12 protein-coding genes, 1 tRNA gene and 1 pseudogene are annotated in these 14,663 nt (G+C 70.7%); 5 read left to right on the top strand and 9 right to left on the bottom strand.

What is annotated here, in order from left to right; translation table 11 throughout:
* Window positions 1-64: 64 nt before the first annotated feature.
* The 7 genes from ACIPXC_RS05810 to ACIPXC_RS05780 all read right to left on the bottom strand — a co-directional run bounded on the left by ACIPXC_RS05810 (window position 65) and on the right by ACIPXC_RS05780 (window position 6,478).
* The gene (locus ACIPXC_RS05810; protein ID WP_401613866.1) at window positions 65-472 is read right to left on the bottom strand and encodes a hypothetical protein; all 408 of its coding nucleotides are present in this window, start codon (window positions 470-472) and stop codon (window positions 65-67) included.
* Between the two features lie 477 nt (window positions 473-949).
* Window positions 950-1,034: transfer RNA gene (locus ACIPXC_RS05805), tRNA-Ser, on the bottom strand.
* Between the two features lie 50 nt (window positions 1,035-1,084).
* Entirely contained in the window at window positions 1,085-2,041 is a 957-nt protein-coding gene (locus ACIPXC_RS05800; RefSeq protein ID WP_401613864.1) for a trypsin-like serine peptidase, read from the bottom strand.
* Between the two features lie 208 nt (window positions 2,042-2,249).
* Window positions 2,250-3,296 (bottom strand): YeiH family protein, encoded by a 1,047-nt coding sequence (locus tag ACIPXC_RS05795; protein ID WP_401613863.1) that lies wholly within the window; start codon window positions 3,294-3,296, stop codon window positions 2,250-2,252.
* Window positions 3,296-3,844 carry a cysteine dioxygenase gene (locus tag ACIPXC_RS05790; RefSeq protein ID WP_401613861.1) on the bottom strand — a complete coding sequence of 183 codons (549 nt, stop codon included), beginning with the start codon at window positions 3,842-3,844 and terminating at the stop codon, window positions 3,296-3,298. Before ACIPXC_RS05790 ends, ACIPXC_RS05795 begins: the two co-directional genes overlap by 1 nt.
* 79 nt (window positions 3,845-3,923) lie before the next feature.
* On the bottom strand, window positions 3,924-4,829 hold the full coding sequence (locus ACIPXC_RS05785) for a LysR family transcriptional regulator (RefSeq protein ID WP_401613859.1): 906 nt from the start codon (window positions 4,827-4,829) through the stop codon (window positions 3,924-3,926).
* 92 nt (window positions 4,830-4,921) lie between these two features.
* Window positions 4,922-6,478, bottom strand: coding sequence for a S1C family serine protease (locus ACIPXC_RS05780; protein ID WP_401613857.1), 1,557 nt, complete (start codon window positions 6,476-6,478; stop codon window positions 4,922-4,924).
* A 238-nt stretch (window positions 6,479-6,716) separates the two neighbouring features.
* Between ACIPXC_RS05780 and ACIPXC_RS05775 the strand changes: the two genes are divergently transcribed.
* The 3 genes and pseudogenes from ACIPXC_RS05775 to ACIPXC_RS05765 all read left to right on the top strand — a co-directional run bounded on the left by ACIPXC_RS05775 (window position 6,717) and on the right by ACIPXC_RS05765 (window position 9,384).
* The gene (locus tag ACIPXC_RS05775) at window positions 6,717-7,505 is read left to right on the top strand and encodes a glycerophosphodiester phosphodiesterase (RefSeq protein ID WP_401613878.1); all 789 of its coding nucleotides are present in this window, start codon (window positions 6,717-6,719) and stop codon (window positions 7,503-7,505) included.
* 85 nt (window positions 7,506-7,590) lie between these two features.
* Window positions 7,591-8,192 (top strand): annotated as a pseudogene (locus ACIPXC_RS05770) (ATP-binding protein).
* A gap of 217 nt (window positions 8,193-8,409) precedes the next feature.
* Window positions 8,410-9,384 (top strand): DUF5926 family protein, encoded by a 975-nt coding sequence (locus tag ACIPXC_RS05765; RefSeq protein ID WP_401613855.1) that lies wholly within the window; start codon window positions 8,410-8,412, stop codon window positions 9,382-9,384.
* A 182-nt stretch (window positions 9,385-9,566) separates the two neighbouring features.
* Here ACIPXC_RS05765 and ACIPXC_RS05760 read toward each other — a convergent pair whose 3' ends face one another.
* Together ACIPXC_RS05760 and ACIPXC_RS05755 are read right to left on the bottom strand one after the other, a co-directional pair.
* Entirely contained in the window at window positions 9,567-10,139 is a 573-nt protein-coding gene (locus ACIPXC_RS05760) for a hypothetical protein (protein ID WP_401613853.1), read from the bottom strand.
* 108 nt (window positions 10,140-10,247) lie between these two features.
* Window positions 10,248-11,012: a bifunctional DNA primase/polymerase gene (locus ACIPXC_RS05755; protein WP_401613851.1), complete on the bottom strand. Its 765-nt coding sequence runs from the start codon at window positions 11,010-11,012 to the stop codon at window positions 10,248-10,250.
* Between the two features lie 397 nt (window positions 11,013-11,409).
* Here ACIPXC_RS05755 and ACIPXC_RS05750 point away from each other — a divergent pair, with 397 nt between their 5' ends.
* Together ACIPXC_RS05750 and ACIPXC_RS05745 are read left to right on the top strand one after the other, a co-directional pair.
* A complete protein-coding gene (locus tag ACIPXC_RS05750) occupies window positions 11,410-12,963 on the top strand; it encodes a PP2C family protein-serine/threonine phosphatase (RefSeq protein WP_401613849.1) in 1,554 nt (517 codons plus the stop codon).
* 118 nt (window positions 12,964-13,081) lie between these two features.
* Complete coding sequence (locus ACIPXC_RS05745; protein ID WP_401613847.1) at window positions 13,082-14,548, top strand: aminopeptidase P family protein; 1,467 nt, start codon at window positions 13,082-13,084, stop codon at window positions 14,546-14,548.
* Window positions 14,549-14,663 lie beyond the last annotated feature (115 nt).

Below are 14,663 nucleotides of genomic sequence, written 5' to 3'. Positions count from 1 at the left end.
AGCGGGTACTTCCTCGGCGCAGGCATCGTCTGGGCTCCTCTCATGAGACCCATCTGACCCTCTGTCACCCATCCCCGCATCTCGGGGGAACCTCAATCTTGTCCTGGAACGGGTACTTGGGCCGCCATTCCGCGATCTTCTGCGGGTTTTCCCACCGCCGCTTGTTGCCGCCCGAGTCGACCAGGCAGACCTGGTTTCCCTTGAACAGGTACAGGTCACCCGGGCTGCGCGGGTCGACGAAGCACGCGTCGATCCCGTCACTGAAGGGGTATAGAGAACGCCACTCGGCGATCTTCTGGGGCTTGTCCCACCGCCGCTTGTTGCCACCGGAGTCGACCAGGAGGACCTGCGATCCCTTGAACAGGTACAGGTCACCCGGGCTGCGCGGGTCGACGAAGCACGCGTCATACAGCGGCTCCGAGGAAAAATCCTCCTCTGTGTCTTCCATGCCCTCTGGGTTGAGCGCGGTCATGCTTGCTCCTCGGTGTCTTGGGGCCGCGACGGTCACAGGCCGTCTGCGGGGTCGTTGAACTGTTCCGGGGCTTCCATGCCCGCATCGCATGTGTTGTGTTCTAGGCGTCACTCGGCCAGCTCAGGAAGAAAGCATTCACCCATGTGAAACGGAGTAACGGCCCACACCCGTCTGGTTTCGTCGCATCGACGAGCGGGTGAGCCTCGGCAGGAGCAAACGTGTCGGCAGAAAGCGGGGCAGATCCCGTGATCTCAACACTGGTGGCCCAAGGGGCGTCCCATCACGGGGCGCCCCTTTCGCATGCCTACGTATGCGCAGGTCAGCGGCCTGCGGACCGGTGGACCGTGGTCCACGCCTGGTCCACAAACAATGATCCAAAGCGGTACAGGGGCGGTTCAAGGTGAGACAGGACCCATGACGAAGGGGCGCCCCGCTCTCGGGACACCCCTTCTGATCAGCACCTTCTCTGACCTGGTGCGGTGGGTGTGGGATTTGAACCCACGGTGACTCGCGCCACGACGGTTTTCAAGACCGTTCCCTTAGGCCGCTCGGGCAACCCACCTGGCCGGTACAGAGTACCGGCCGGGCGGGGGTGGCGGGGCGACTGTTGGATCAGGAGGCCTGCGCCTTGTCGTAGGCCGCCTTCGCCTCGTTGCCGAGGTACGGGCCGTACATCCGGTTCGGCAGGAAGACGTAGCCGAAGCTGTTCACCGAGACCTGGGTGCCCAGGCCCGTGGCCTCGTTGAAGTCCTGGAACCAGGGGCCGCCGCTGGAGCCGCCCGTCATGTTGCAGCCCAGACTGTGGTCCTTCGTGAGCAGGAAGTCCTTGCCGCTGTTGCCGCTGCAGTAGACCAGCTTCGTTCCGTCGTACGGGGCGGCCGCGGGGAAGCCGAAGGAGTACATCTTCTTGTTGTAGCCGCCGTTGAAGAGGACTCCCTGGGCGCCGACGGCCTGGCTGAGGGTCTGGCCGTTCAGCGGGGCGACGACGGCGAGGCCGACGTCCATGTTCATGTCCTCGCTGGCCGCCCACTGGTCGGTGGCGAAGGTCTTGGTGGCCGACCACTGGCCGTAGGGCGCCGACCCGTTGTCGTAGGCGGGCACGAAGACCCAGTTCGTGTGCCACGCGCCCTGGTACTTCACGCAGTGGCCTGCCGTCATGACCGTGCTGCCGTTGGCGCTGGTGATCGAATTGCCGGAGCAGGAGGCGGTGCGGCCGCCCATCGTGAAGAAGACCCGGCCCGAAGTCCTCACTACCGCGCCTCCGCCCGTCCAGGACCCGCCCGCCTGCGGGAACGCCGTGGGCGATACGGCGGACGAGGCGGCCGTCGAGGCGATGGCGGTGGGAGCGGCCGAGCCGGCCACCGCGGTGCGGGCGGCGCCGGGGACCGCCGTCACGTCGAGCGGGGTGGCACCCCGCATCCGCTCGGCGGTCCAGAAGCCCTGGGTCTGCTGCGGGCGGAAGGACGTAGGGGTGTCCGCCGCGATCGAGGGGGTGGCCGCCGTCAGGACGCCCGCGACCAGGGCGCCCGCCGAGAGCAGGACGGACAAGGCCGTGCGATGACGATTCACGCATGACTCCTTCTGCCGTGCCCGGACCGGTGGGGACCGGGCAGGGTGGGGGTGAAGAGCGGTCGGTGCGGATCGGCTGTGCGTGGTGCGTCGTACGTGGTGGGGCTTGCCGGGGCAGAGTGGCACGGCCCCGCGTCAATGTCAGCGGGCAGTCAGAACGTTCGGTCGGTTCCGGCCATGAAATGGCCAACTCCCGGCCGTTGCAGCGTCATACGGTGAGGACCACTCCCGCGTACGAGACCCCGGCGACGACCACCCACGCGCCGAGTCCCAGCGCCGCCGCGCGGCCCCCGGTCCGCGCCAGCGTCGGCAGATGGACGGCGCTTCCCAAGCCGAACAGGGCGGCCGCCAGCAGGGCCTCCTGCGCGGTGTGCGCCCACTGCAGCGCTACGTCGGGCAGCACACCGGTGGCGCGCAGCCCGGCCGCGGCCAGGAATCCGGCCACGAACAGCGGCACCGGTGCCGGTCGGCGCCCCGAGGGCGTGCGCGCCCCGCGCCGCCGGGCCCGTACCGAGAAGGCGACGGCCGCCACCAGCGGAGCGAGCAGGGCCACCCGCATCAGTTTGACCAGCACCGCTTCGCCCAAGGCGTCCGGACCTGCGGTCTGCGCGGTCGCCACCACCTGTCCGACGTCGTGGACCCCGGCACCGACCCAACGCCCGAAGGCGGGGTCCGTGAGTGCCAACGGGGCCTGGAGGAGAGGAAGTACGGCTATGGCGAGGGTCCCACAGAGAGTGACCAGTGCCACCGACGCCGCCACGTCCTCCTCGTCGCTGCCCGAGACCTGGCTCACGGCGCCGATCGCCGAGGCGCCGCAGATCGAGTACCCCGTGGCGATCAGCAGCGGCTGGTCGCCCGGAAGCCCGAGCCGGCGGCCCAGCCAGAGAGTGCCGAAGAACGTGGCCGCGACCACGGCGACCACCATGGCCACCGTGGCCCAGCCCAGTCGGAGCACCTGGTCCAGCCCCAGGCCGAGGCCCAGCAGGACGATGCCGATCCGCATGAGCCGTCGGCCGGCCAGGGACAGACCCGCGCGCCCGGCTCCCCGTACGAAGGTCCGCGGCCCGGGGAGGTGCGCCACCGCGATGCCCAGCACCACCGACGCGGTCAGCATGGGCACGGCGGGTACGAGCCGGTGGATGCACCAGGCGGCCAGGGCTCCGCCCGCGGCGAGCGCCAACCCCGGCCAGGCAGTGGATGTTTCACGTGAAACATGCCGAACAACCGTGCCCTGCGGGCGATGAAGGAGCGCCATCAGTCGACGGGAAGCTTGTAGACGCGCCGGATGCTGGTACCCAGACGGGACACGTCGGCGCCGTACACATGCACCGATATCGCTTTCGTCGCGCAGGAGTTGCGCACCTTGTGGATGTCTCCGGGAGGCGCGAACCCGCAGACCTCACCCTGGGCGTTGACCACGTCCTCGGTCGCCACCAGACGGGCGGGACCGGCACCGGGGGCGAGCCGGAAGCGGCGTTCGCTCTCCTCACCCTGGTGCACCCCGGCCACGCACCACGACACGTGGTCGTGGATGCAGGTCTCCTGCCCGGGGAGCCATACCAGCGCCACCACGGAGAAGCTGCCGTCCGACTCCGCGTGCAGGATGTGCTGCCGGTAACGCTCGGGGGCGCCCTCCTGCTGCATCGGCGTCAGCAGGTCGGGCGCCCCCAGGTGCGGGGCGAGCCGTTCGCCCACGAGGTAGGCGGTGAGGTCGGGAGCCAGCCCCCGCTCCACGACCGTGCGGATCTCACTGACGAGGGCGGCCATCCTCGTGGTGGTACGGGCCGGTGTGGTGGTGGTCATACGGGCAGCGTGCGGGCGCCGTTCCATCGCGTCCAACGACAGTTGTGACGTGAAATCCCAAGCAGCGCTTATGGATCGGTCAGCAGCCGACCCGGTTGGCGGCCACCTGCTTCAGCGCGTCCAGCACCACGGCCGTCGCCGGGATCCGCAGATGGTCCCGGTAGACGTACGCGGCGATGTGCCGACGCGCGGCGGGCTGGAGCGCACGTCCGCACACCCGGTTCAGCGAGAGCGAGGGCAGGACCAGCGCGGGCGTCATCGCCACGCCCAGGCCCTGCGCCACCAGACTCTGCACCACCAGGTTGTCGTCGGTGGCGAAGCGGATGTCGGGCACGAATCCCAGCTCCGCGCACTCGTGCAGCAGGTTCGCCCGGCAGCGCGGGCAGCCCGCGATCCACCGCTCCTCGGCGAGATCGGCCAGGTGCACGGCGCGCCGTCGGGCCAGCGGATGGCCGTTCGGGAGCAGCACTGTCAGCTGGTCCTCCAGCAGCCTGACCTCGGCGACCTCCTCCGGCACCTCCTCGTGCAGGCCCGGATAGGTGAAGGCCAGGGTGATGTCGCACTCGCCGCGCTCCAGCCGTCGCAGCGAGTCCGGGGGCTCTCCCTCCAGCAGCTCCACCTGTATGCCGGGGTGGTCCTTGGCCAGGCCGCTCAGGGCTTCCGGGACCAGGGTGACGTTGGCGCTGGGGAAGCCGCACAGTCTGACCCGGCCGGTGCGCAGCCGGGCGTACGCCCGCAGCTGGGCCTCGGCGGCGGAGAGGTTGCCGAGGATGGTCTCTGCGTGCCGGGACAGGGACTCACCGGCCTCGGTGAGCTGCATCCTGCGGCCCACCCGGGTGAACAGCGGGGTTCCGACGGCGCGTTCGAGCGCCTTCATCTGCTGGGTGATGGCGGGCTGGGTGTAGCCCAGCACGCGGGCGGCCGCCGAGTACGAGCCGGAGGCAACCACCGTGTGGAAGGTCCGTATGTGCCGAGAATCGAACACCAGCGAAGCATAAGCGGACGTTGGAGAGGCCGTGGGCGAAATCCCGCCCACGGCCCCTCGTCAAACCGCCACCGCGGTGGCCGGTGCTGATCCTACTTGTCACCGATCCTGGAGCCGAGTGTGATGTCGACGGTGGTCGGCTTGCCGTCGCGCAGGTAGGTCAGCTTCACCGTGTCGCCGGGCTTGTACGTCCAGATCATGCTGATCAGGGTCGGGCCGCTGTCGACCGGCTTGCCGCCGAAGTCCGTGATGACGTCGCCCGGCCTGAGGCCCGCCTTGCCGGCCGGACCGTTGGGGTCGACGAGCTCGTTGGCGGCCGCGCCCTGTTCGGAGATCTTCGCGCCCTCGGTCTTGGCCTGGAGGTCCACGGAGACCGAGATCACCGGGTAGACCGGCTTGCCCGTCTTGATCAGCGATTCGGCCACGTTCTTGGCCTGGTTGATCGGGATGGCGAAGCCGAGGCCGATGGAACCGGCCTGGCCGCCGCCGAAGCCGCCGTTGCCCGCCGACTGGATCGCGGAGTTGATGCCGATGACCGCGCCGCGTCCGTCGAGCAGCGGGCCGCCGGAGTTGCCCGGGTTGATCGAGGCGTCCGTCTGGAGCGCGCTCATGTACGAGTTCTTGCTGCCGGTGCCGTCGCCGGAGGCGACCGGGCGATTCTTGGCGCTGACGATGCCGGTGGTGACGGTGTTGGACAGGCCGAACGGCGCGCCGATCGCGATCGTGGCGTCCCCGACGGCGACCTTGTCGGAGTCTCCGAGCGCCAGCGGCTTGAGGCCGGCCGGCGGGTTCTTCAGCTTGAGCACGGCGACGTCGTAGCCCTGGGCCCGGCCGATCACCTCGGCGTCGTACCGCTTGCCGTCGGAGAAGGTCGCGAAGAGCTTGCCGCCGTTCGCCGCGGAGGCCACCACGTGGTTGTTGGTGAGGATGTGGCCCTGCTGGTCGTAGACGAACCCGGTGCCGGTGCCGCCCTCGCCGTCACCGGCCGAGGCCTCGATGGTGACCACGCTGGGCAGCGCGCCCGCGGCGAGTCCGGCGATGGAGCCGGCCTCGCGCTTGAGGTCCTTCGGGGTGTTGGCCGCGCTGATGGTGGTCGAGCCGGTGCCGTTGTTGCTGCGCTCGGCGGCCCAGTAGCCGACGCTGCCACCGATGCCGCCGGCGAGCAGGGCCGCCACGAGCACGGCCGCGATCAGGCCGCCCTTGCCCTTCTGCTGGGGCGCGGGATAGCCGTCGGCGGCCGGGGGAGCGCCCCAGACGGGGCCGCCGCCCGCACCGCCGGCGCCGTACGCCGGCACGGTGGGCGGCGGGGGCGGCCAGCCCTCGGCCCCGTGCGCGGCGGGGACCGGGGCCTGGCCGTAGCCGGGGGCCTGCGCCGCGGTCGCGGGCGAGATCTGCTGCGTCGGCTCGGTGCCCGGCGCGGGCGTCGGCGGAAGCTGCTGGGTCACCTGCTCACCACCGGCGGGCGCCGCAGGCGTGGCGGGCGCCGTCGGCGGGACCGGCGGTGCGGCCGGAACGGCGTCCTGCGGGGCGTGGTCCGGGCGCGGAGCGGGCGTGGAGGCCGCCGACGCCGTCTCGGAGCCCTGAGCGGGGGTTACGGACGGGGTCGCGGGGGGCGTGGGGGCCGCGGTGCCCTCGTTCTCGGTGCTCACAGCTCTCTCTCCTCGTCACACACAGCTGCAGAAATCTGGCGATATCGATCCGGCTGAACGTTCGACGTGCCGTACAAGTTCCTGGGCAGAAGCCTTTCCCATGACCCGTCAGAGCACTGTAAGCCGGACCTGTGCATCTCCCCCCATTCTTTATGTCCGACATTTGGGACGCACTCGCAGGGTCGGACCTCGACGCCCAAGGGGCTGACGGTGGCACCATGACCCGGTGACCCACGCAATGCCGCGCACCATCCAGGTCGTCGCCCACCGCGGCGCCTCGGAGGACGCCCCCGAGCACACGCTGGCCGCCTACCGCAAGGCCATCCAGGACGGCGCCGACGCACTCGAGTGCGATGTCCGTCTCACCGCGGACGGCCATCTGGTCCTGGTCCACGACCGCCGGGTGAACCGCACCTCGAACGGCCGCGGCGCCGTCTCCGCCCTGGAGCTGGCCGATCTCGCCGCCCTCGACTTCGGCTCCTGGAAGGACCGAGAGGAGTCCCCCGACTGGGACGCCGACCCCGAGCGCACCTCGGTCCTCACCCTGGAGCGCCTGCTGGAGCTGGTCGCGGACACCGGACGGCCGGTCCAGCTCGCCATCGAGACGAAGCACCCGACACGCTGGGCCGGGCAGGTGGAGGAGCGCCTGCTCATCCTCCTCAAGCGCTTCGGCCTGGACGCCCCGCCGGCCGAGGGCCCGCACCCGGTCCGGATCATGAGCTTCTCCGCGCGCTCCCTGCACCGGGTACGGGCCGCCGCACCGACGGTCCCGACCGTGTACCTGATGCAGTTCATCTCACCCCGGATGCGCGACGGGCGGCTGCCGGCCGGTGCGACGATCGCCGGCCCCGGGATGCGGATCGTCCGCAATCATCCCGGCTTCATCCGCAGGCTCCAGGATGCGGGCCATTCCGTGCACGTATGGACAGTGAACGATCCAGAAGACGTTCAGCTCTGCGCTGATCTGGGTGTGGAAGCAATCATCACGAACAGACCCCGTCAGGTTCTGTCCCAACTGGGTCGCTGAAGTCCCCATTTGCCCACCCACCACCCCCACCCCCTTCGTCACAGGGCGTGCCCCGGCGCATCCGCTCCGCATTCGGCCGACGTGAATGCGTCAGAGCGGCCTGCTCCGGCGGTTTCCGGTCCAGGCCAAAGGGGCATCCAGACCATGCGTGGGGCTAAGGAGGTTCCGGGGGTGGCGTTGGTGGTGGCACAAGAAGTGCCCACGTCGTCGTGCATGGACGTACGCCATGGTCCTGCGGGCGTGGGCAAGGCCAGACACCGGATGCGCGAGCAATTGCGGATCAGCGGGGTGGCCGAATCGGTCGTGGACGATGCCGTACTGATCCTTTCCGAACTGCTCAGCAACGCCTGCCGACACGGCAGGCCTCTGGGTGCGCGGGAGGTCGGGGACGGGGAGATACGCGCCGCATGGCGCGTCGACAGAGCCGGGCGGCTGACGGTGGAGGTCACGGACGGGGGTGGGCCCACCCGGCCTGTTCCTTCCACGCCCTCGGTCACCGCACGCGGCGGCCGGGGGCTGAACATCATCAGCGCCCTCGCCCAGGACTGGGGTGTCCGGGACGGAGCGGCGGGTGAGGTCACCGTCTGGGTGGTCGTCGCCTGTGGGCCCCGGCACGAGGATTTCGCTACGCGCGTTGCGCCCCCGGCGATCGACTTCAGCACGGCGTTCGACGATCTCGATGTCTGAACGCGTGGATCCACGAACCGGGACCCTCTGGAAGCCGGATCCCTGACCGCACAACAGCTCATCATCAGCACAGCAGTACCGGTCATCCGTACAGGCGGCCGTCCGGGAGCGCACGCCGACCGTGCTCCCGGCCGCACCCCACCGGTTCCGGCGGTACGAACGGCTAGGCTCGCGCCCAGACACGACGCCGTACCGCCGCAACCGGGAGACACGCACGATGGCCAAGAAGCGCCCCGCAGCCAAGTCCGCAAAGCCGCAGCTCAGCAATGGTGAGATCCCCGTTGTCGGCGCGCGCGAGCCCTGCCCCTGCGGATCCGGGCGCCGCTACAAGGCCTGTCACGGCGCAGCCGCCGCGCACGCCGCAACCGACCAGGTCCGGCGCCCCTTCGAAGGCCTGCCGGGCGAGTGCGACTGGGTCGCGCTGCGCGAACTCGTACCCGCGGCCACCATCCCGCTGTCGCTGAAGGGCGGCCTGCCCGACGGCGTCCCCTCCGTCACGCTGGTGACCGTACTGCCCATGGCCTGGCCGGCGCTGCGCCGCGAGGACGGGTCCGTACTGCTCGGCCTGCAGAACGAGACCTCCACCGGGGACCTGAGCCGCGACATGGCCGACACCCTGGAGCGCGCACTCGTGGCGGAGCCTGGAACTCCGGTCGCTGCCCGCCGGGTCCCGGCCGAGGGGCCCCGACTTCAGGATCTCCTGGACACCGACGGCGGTTTCGAGCCGGTTGTGCACAGCGGCTTCGAATTCTGGATTCCGGAATCCGAGGGCGGCCAGAACGCGTCCCCGGAGATCGCCGCCTCGCTGGAGCGGGCCAACGCCGCCGCCATCCCGACCGTGAAGCTGACCGGCGTCGACGCCGCCTACTGGTGTGAGACCCCGGACAAGAACCACCTGCGCTGGGTCATGCCGCACCCCGAGGAGAAGCTGCTCGACGCCCTCGCGCGGCTGCACGCGGCCGGCACGTCGTCGCTCGGCGAGGGCACGAAGCTCGTCGGCTCCTTCCGCGCCCACGGGCTGATGGTCCCGGTCTGGGACCTGCCGACCGGTGTGACCGCCGACGACGTCGAGAAGCCGGCGGCGGAGTTCGCGGAGCGGCTGGCCAAGGCGCTGGCCACGGATGCTCCGCTGTCCACGGAGGAGCGCCGGGCGCGCGGCGGTCTCACCAACCGCCAGGTGACTCTGAGCTGACGTCGCGCGCACGCGCGGGACCGGTGACCGGAGTCACAACTCCCGCTAATCGTCTGCAAATCGGTGTCTGAATATCAGAGATCGAATTTGCGAACAGGCGATCTCTTGTTACCGTTCTTGTAGCCCGGTCGCTGGTGCATCCCCCGTCGCCAGCGACCGGGCCCTTCCATTTAGGGCGGTGGTCAACCGTCACCCGGTGCCGGTGAGTTGCTTCCGGACCGCAGGAGCAGCTGCCCTTCATCATCCGGAACTGCAAACTCCGCAACAGCGTAGTAACTGTCCGGCTCTCCGGCCGAGTCCTCCTTCGGGGTCTCGCAGAGCCCGGGTTCGTCACCGGCGCCGACCGAACAGCGGATCTGCACCGTGCGCCCGGCCGGGCCCATCATCGTCAGCACGGCGTCCAGTTCCCGACCACTCGTGTTCCGGTAGTAACTCCGGCCCCACGTCCGGCCTTCGGCCACCAGCACGCACGTCTGCGCCTCCACTCCGTGGGGCGAGGACAGTTCGGGGCCGCAGCGGGAATCCGTACGGGGCTGCTCCGCCGGGCCGGTCCGGCCGGTCGCGGCCGGTGCCGCCGGGCGCCCGGCCGGCGCGGGCGAGGTACGGGCAGGGTCCGAAAGACCGAGGGTCCGGAACAGGCCACCGCCCTTTCCGTCGCCCTGACCGGCGAAATCAGGCCCGGCGATCGCGCCGGCGAGCGGGAGCGACAAGATGATCAGCACACCGGCGCCGATACCGATCAGGCGGAGATTCATTCGCCGAAGATAGCGATGCGGGAATGGGCGCGGAGATCCCCGCGCCCAATTCCCTTGGAAACTCGTCCCGCTGGCACCCGTACGAGTGATCCCGCGGAACCCCGCAGGTCAGTACGCCAGTCGGCTGCCGCCCCCCGGCGCACCGCTGCTCGCCTCGACCAGCGCGTCCACGACCGCCTCGACGTCCGGCAGCCAGAGCCCCGCGCCCGAGCCCTGCGAGGGCCGCACGCCGGGAGACTTCGGATCCGCAGGACACTTCGACAGCGGCATCGCACGCGGTTCACGCTCCCAGCGCACCCGACCGCCGCTGGACGCGGCGGACGGCGGCAGCAGCAGGTATCCGCCCTCGCCGTGGAACCGCAGCGAAGAGGGCACGTGGTCCTTCGCGTACAGGAGTTCCCCAAGCCGCTCCAGCGAGTACGGCGCCACGAGCAGCGCCCACCGGGTGGGTGTGGCGACGACCGGCCCGAGCCGCATGCCCTGCGCGTCCAGTCGTACGAGGGCCCGCGCGGCCGCGCCGGCCGGGAGGCTCACCGCGCAGGGGGCGGTTCCCCCGGTCGCCATCAGGACGGGCGCGGTGGGCCGGTTGGTCCACCACCAGGCCACCATCCGGGGGTCGGTGGAGGCGGCGAGCAGACCCGGATCGAAGGGATGGGCACCGGGAACGACGCAGTCGGGGTCGGGGCAGGCACAACGCGTGCCGTCCGTACCGGACCGGCCGACGCCGGGCAGGACGGGCCACTGCCAAATGGTGGCGCAGGTGAGCGCCGCTTCGAGGAGAGCGGGGGTGCCGCCGCTCCGTCCCCGGTCGGGGCGTAGGGATTGAAAGCGATCGCGGAGCCGCTGGAGACGCCTTCCGAGGATCTCGCGCATGAGCGCTCGTTCCTTTCCGTTGAACGCCGAGGGCCACATCACACCATGTAACCGGTGACTCACCACACGTGCAGGTTTCGCGTCACTGTCCGCCAGAGGCAGGTTCACACGGTTCGTGCAGTTTTCTTGCGGGTCCATCAAACGTCCGGCGGGGATGGAGCGCGACACGCGCCGACTGCCGAGACCGGCTGCCGCCTCTAACGACGACCGCCCGCGACCGAGCGGTTCCCGGTACGCCAACTGACCTCGGCCACCACCGAGTACGTACCCGACCCCCCTGCGGAGCTCGTCCAGTCGACCTCAAAAACCGACCGCTTCCAGCTTTTTCCGGCCAAGTTCTAGCCTTGACCCGACAGTGAGTTGCCGCCTCACGGACACCAGGATTCCCACCTGGGCGATGCTGGACATGCATCCATGTGTGCGTGTAGATGTGGATTCCTTGATGGCGGCGCAGCACGGTCTGGGGGTTTGCGATGCTATTTGGCGAATCGCACCAGGTGGAAAGGCGGACGCCATGAGCGCCCCGCACCTGCCGAAAGTGGCTGGAATCGATCCAGCAGTTACCGCGTCGCCGCACACTGCTGCGCCCGCGCCCGTCCGGACCACCCCCGCACCGGCCCCGCCGCCCGCACCGGGCAGCCTCATCCAGGACCGGCTGGCGGGCATGGTCTCGGACCTCACCACCCTGCACGAGCTGACCGAGCGCCTGGCCCGCGCCGGCGACCTGGACACCTCCCTCCACGAGTTCCTGCGTGCCGGAGCCGCACTCGTCGGTGCCCGCCGCGGCCTGATCGTCCTGGAGCCCTCCGACGGACTCGGTCCCACCGCCACCATCGGCCTCGGTCTCGGCCACGCCGAACTGGGCCACATCGAGACCGTGCCGCGCAGTGCGACCTCCTACGGGCGGATCCTCGACGGACTGCCCGACGCCGAGGGCGGTTCGGAAGTCCTCCCCGAGCCGGACGCGCCTCCCGGCACCGGCGGGTTCGCCGCCCCCGTGGACCCCCGCCACCGCGAGGTCGCCGCCCGGCTCGGCTACGCCGCCAGCTACGCGCTCCCGCTGACCGCCGAGGCCACCGGCCGGCTCGGCGCGGCCGTATGGCTCTACGACGAGCAGGCCGAACCGAACGACCGCCAGCGCGACCTGGCCGGGCTGTACGTGCGGCACGCCGCCGAGCACCTGGCCCGGATGCTGGAGGTGGAACGATCCCGCACGCGCCTGGCCAGCGTCGCGGAGGAACTGCTGCCCAGCCGGCTCCCCCGGATTCCCGGCGTGCAGCTCGCGGCCCGCCACCACACGGGACCGCGCGGCGGAGGGGACTGGTACGACGCGCTGCCACTGCCCGAGGGCGCCCTGGGACTGGCCGTGGGCTCCGTCACCGGATCCGGCCCGAGCGCCGTCGCCGCCATGGGACGGCTGCGCGCGTCACTGCGCGCCTACGCCGTCATGGAGGGCGAGGACCCCGTGGCCGTGCTGTCCGACCTGGAACTGCTGCTGCGGCTGACCGAACCCGCCCGCTGCGCCACCGCGCTCTTCGCCTACTGCGAGCCCGCCGGAGGGTCGCAGACCGACCACCGGGGCAGCAAGATCATTCTGGCGGGGGCCGGACACACCCCGCCGCTCCTCATCGGCGAGCACCGCACCGAGTACGTGGAGACCTCCCTCTCCGCTCCCCTGGGCATGCTGTCCTGCTGGGAAGCGCCGAGCATGGAGATCGAACCCGTACCCGGAGAAACGGTGCTGCTGTACACCGACGGGCTGCTCCACCACACCGGCGACCCGATGGACCGGGCGTACGCGCGGCTGCACGCGGCCGCCGCGGGGGTCCCCCGCGCCGCCCGCGAGGACCCGGCGGCCCTGTGCGACCACATCCTGCGGACCGTGCTGCCCGACGGCCGGCCGACCGACGCCCCCGAGGACATCGTGCTGCTCGCCGCCCGCTTCGAGTGATCCGCCGTGAGTGCCGGACCGTGACAACCCGCACGATCCGGACCACGCCTTCCCCGTACACGCATACGATGGATGAGGTCCACACCCAGGTCCGTACCGTCGTAGCTGAGGAGAAGACGTGGCTGACGAGCTCACCCCGGAGACCCCGGAAGAAGAGCAGCCCAAGAAGACGCACAAGCAGCGCAAGAACGGTCTGTACCCGGGCGTCAGCGACGAACTCGCCGAGAACATGCGCACCGGCTGGGCGGACACCGAGCTGCACGGCCTGGAGCCGATCGCCCAGGCCGCGCACACCGCCGCCCGGCGTGCCGCGCTGTCCGAGCGCTTCCCCGGTGAGCGCCTGGTGGTCCCCGCGGGCCGGCTGAAGACCCGCTCGAACGACACCGAGTACCCCTTCCGCGCCTCGACCGAGTACGCGTACCTCACCGGCGACCAGACCGAGAACGGCGTCCTGGTCCTGGAGCCGACCGGCGGGGCCGGGCACACCGCGACCATCTACCTGCTGCCGCGCTCCGACCGGGAGAACGGCGAGTTCTGGCTGTCCGGCCAGGGCGAGCTGTGGGTCGGCCGCCGCCACTCCCTCGCCGAGGCCGAGCAGCTCCTGGGCATCCCCGCCCAGGACGTCCGCGAGCTCGCCGAGGCCCTCGCCGAGGCCGAGGGCCCGGTCCGCGCCGTGCGCGGCCACGACGCGGTGATCGAGTCCGCCCTCACCGACAAGGTGACCAAGGAGCGGGACGAGGAACTGCGCGTCTACCTCTCCGAGGCCCGCGCCGTGAAGGACGCGTTCGAGATCGGCGAGCTGCAGAAGGCCGTCGACTCCACCGTCCGCGGTTTCGAGGACGTCGTGAAGGTCCTCGACAAGGCCGAGGCCACGTCCGAGCGCTACATCGAGGGCACCTTCTTCCTGCGCGCCCGCGTCGAGGGCAACGACGTGGGCTACGGCTCGATCTGCGCCGCCGGCTCGCACGCGTGCACCCTGCACTGGGTGCGCAACGACGGGGACGTCCGCTCCGGTGACCTGCTGCTGCTCGACGCCGGTGTGGAGACCCACTCCCTCTACACCGCCGACGTCACGCGCACACTGCCGATCAACGGCACGTACACCGACATCCAGCGCAAGATCTACGACGCGGTCTACGAGTCCCAGGAAGCCGGCATCGCCGCGGTGAAGCCGGGTGCGAAGTTCCGCGACTTCCACGACGCCTCGCAGCACGTGCTGGCCGAGAAGCTCGTCGAATGGGGTCTGCTGGAGGGCCCGGTCGAGCGTGTCCTGGAGCTCGGCCTGCAGCGCCGCTGGACCCTGCACGGCACCGGCCACATGCTCGGCATGGACGTCCACGACTGCGCCGCCGCGCGCACCGAGGCGTACGTCGACGGGACGCTGGAGCCGGGCATGTGCCTGACCGTCGAGCCGGGCCTCTACTTCCAGGCCGACGACCTGACCGTGCCCGAGGAGTACCGCGGCATCGGCGTCCGGATCGAGGACGACATCCTCGTCACCGAGGACGGCAACCGGAACCTGTCGGCCGGGCTGCCCCGCGCCTCGACCGAGGTCGAGGCCTGGATGGCGCGCCTGAAGGGCTGACGTCCGGAGGACCGGCGGTCGCCCGGCCGACGGTCACACCGCCGACGTCCCAGGACCGGCGACCCTGGGCCGGCGACCCAGGACCGGCGACCGAGGACCGACGTCCCTGGGCTGG

Source organism: Streptomyces sp. NPDC090021 (genome assembly GCF_044748225.1).
In the GTDB taxonomy this organism is placed as follows: domain Bacteria; phylum Actinomycetota; class Actinomycetes; order Streptomycetales; family Streptomycetaceae; genus Streptomyces.
Note: the sequence above shows the minus strand (reverse complement) of the source record. Positions and strands in the feature narration are given on the sequence as shown.

What these genes read in the sequence shown, in the direction of transcription:
- ACIPXC_RS05765 (WP_401613855.1), top strand. Translation starts at nt 8,410, where the DNA reads ATGGCCAAGAAGCGCCCCGCAGCCAAGTCCGCAAAGCCGCAGCTCAGC.
- ACIPXC_RS05795 (WP_401613863.1), bottom strand. Translation starts at nt 3,296, where the DNA reads ATGGCGCTCCTTCATCGCCCGCAGGGCACGGTTGTTCGGCATGTTTCA.
- ACIPXC_RS05810 (WP_401613866.1), bottom strand. Translation starts at nt 472, where the DNA reads ATGACCGCGCTCAACCCAGAGGGCATGGAAGACACAGAGGAGGATTTT.
- ACIPXC_RS05760 (WP_401613853.1), bottom strand. Translation starts at nt 10,139, where the DNA reads ATGAATCTCCGCCTGATCGGTATCGGCGCCGGTGTGCTGATCATCTTG.
- ACIPXC_RS05775 (WP_401613878.1), top strand. Translation starts at nt 6,717, where the DNA reads ATGCCGCGCACCATCCAGGTCGTCGCCCACCGCGGCGCCTCGGAGGAC.
- ACIPXC_RS05790 (WP_401613861.1), bottom strand. Translation starts at nt 3,844, where the DNA reads ATGACCACCACCACACCGGCCCGTACCACCACGAGGATGGCCGCCCTC.
- ACIPXC_RS05750 (WP_401613849.1), top strand. Translation starts at nt 11,410, where the DNA reads ATGCTGGACATGCATCCATGTGTGCGTGTAGATGTGGATTCCTTGATG.
- ACIPXC_RS05755 (WP_401613851.1), bottom strand. Translation starts at nt 11,012, where the DNA reads ATGCGCGAGATCCTCGGAAGGCGTCTCCAGCGGCTCCGCGATCGCTTT.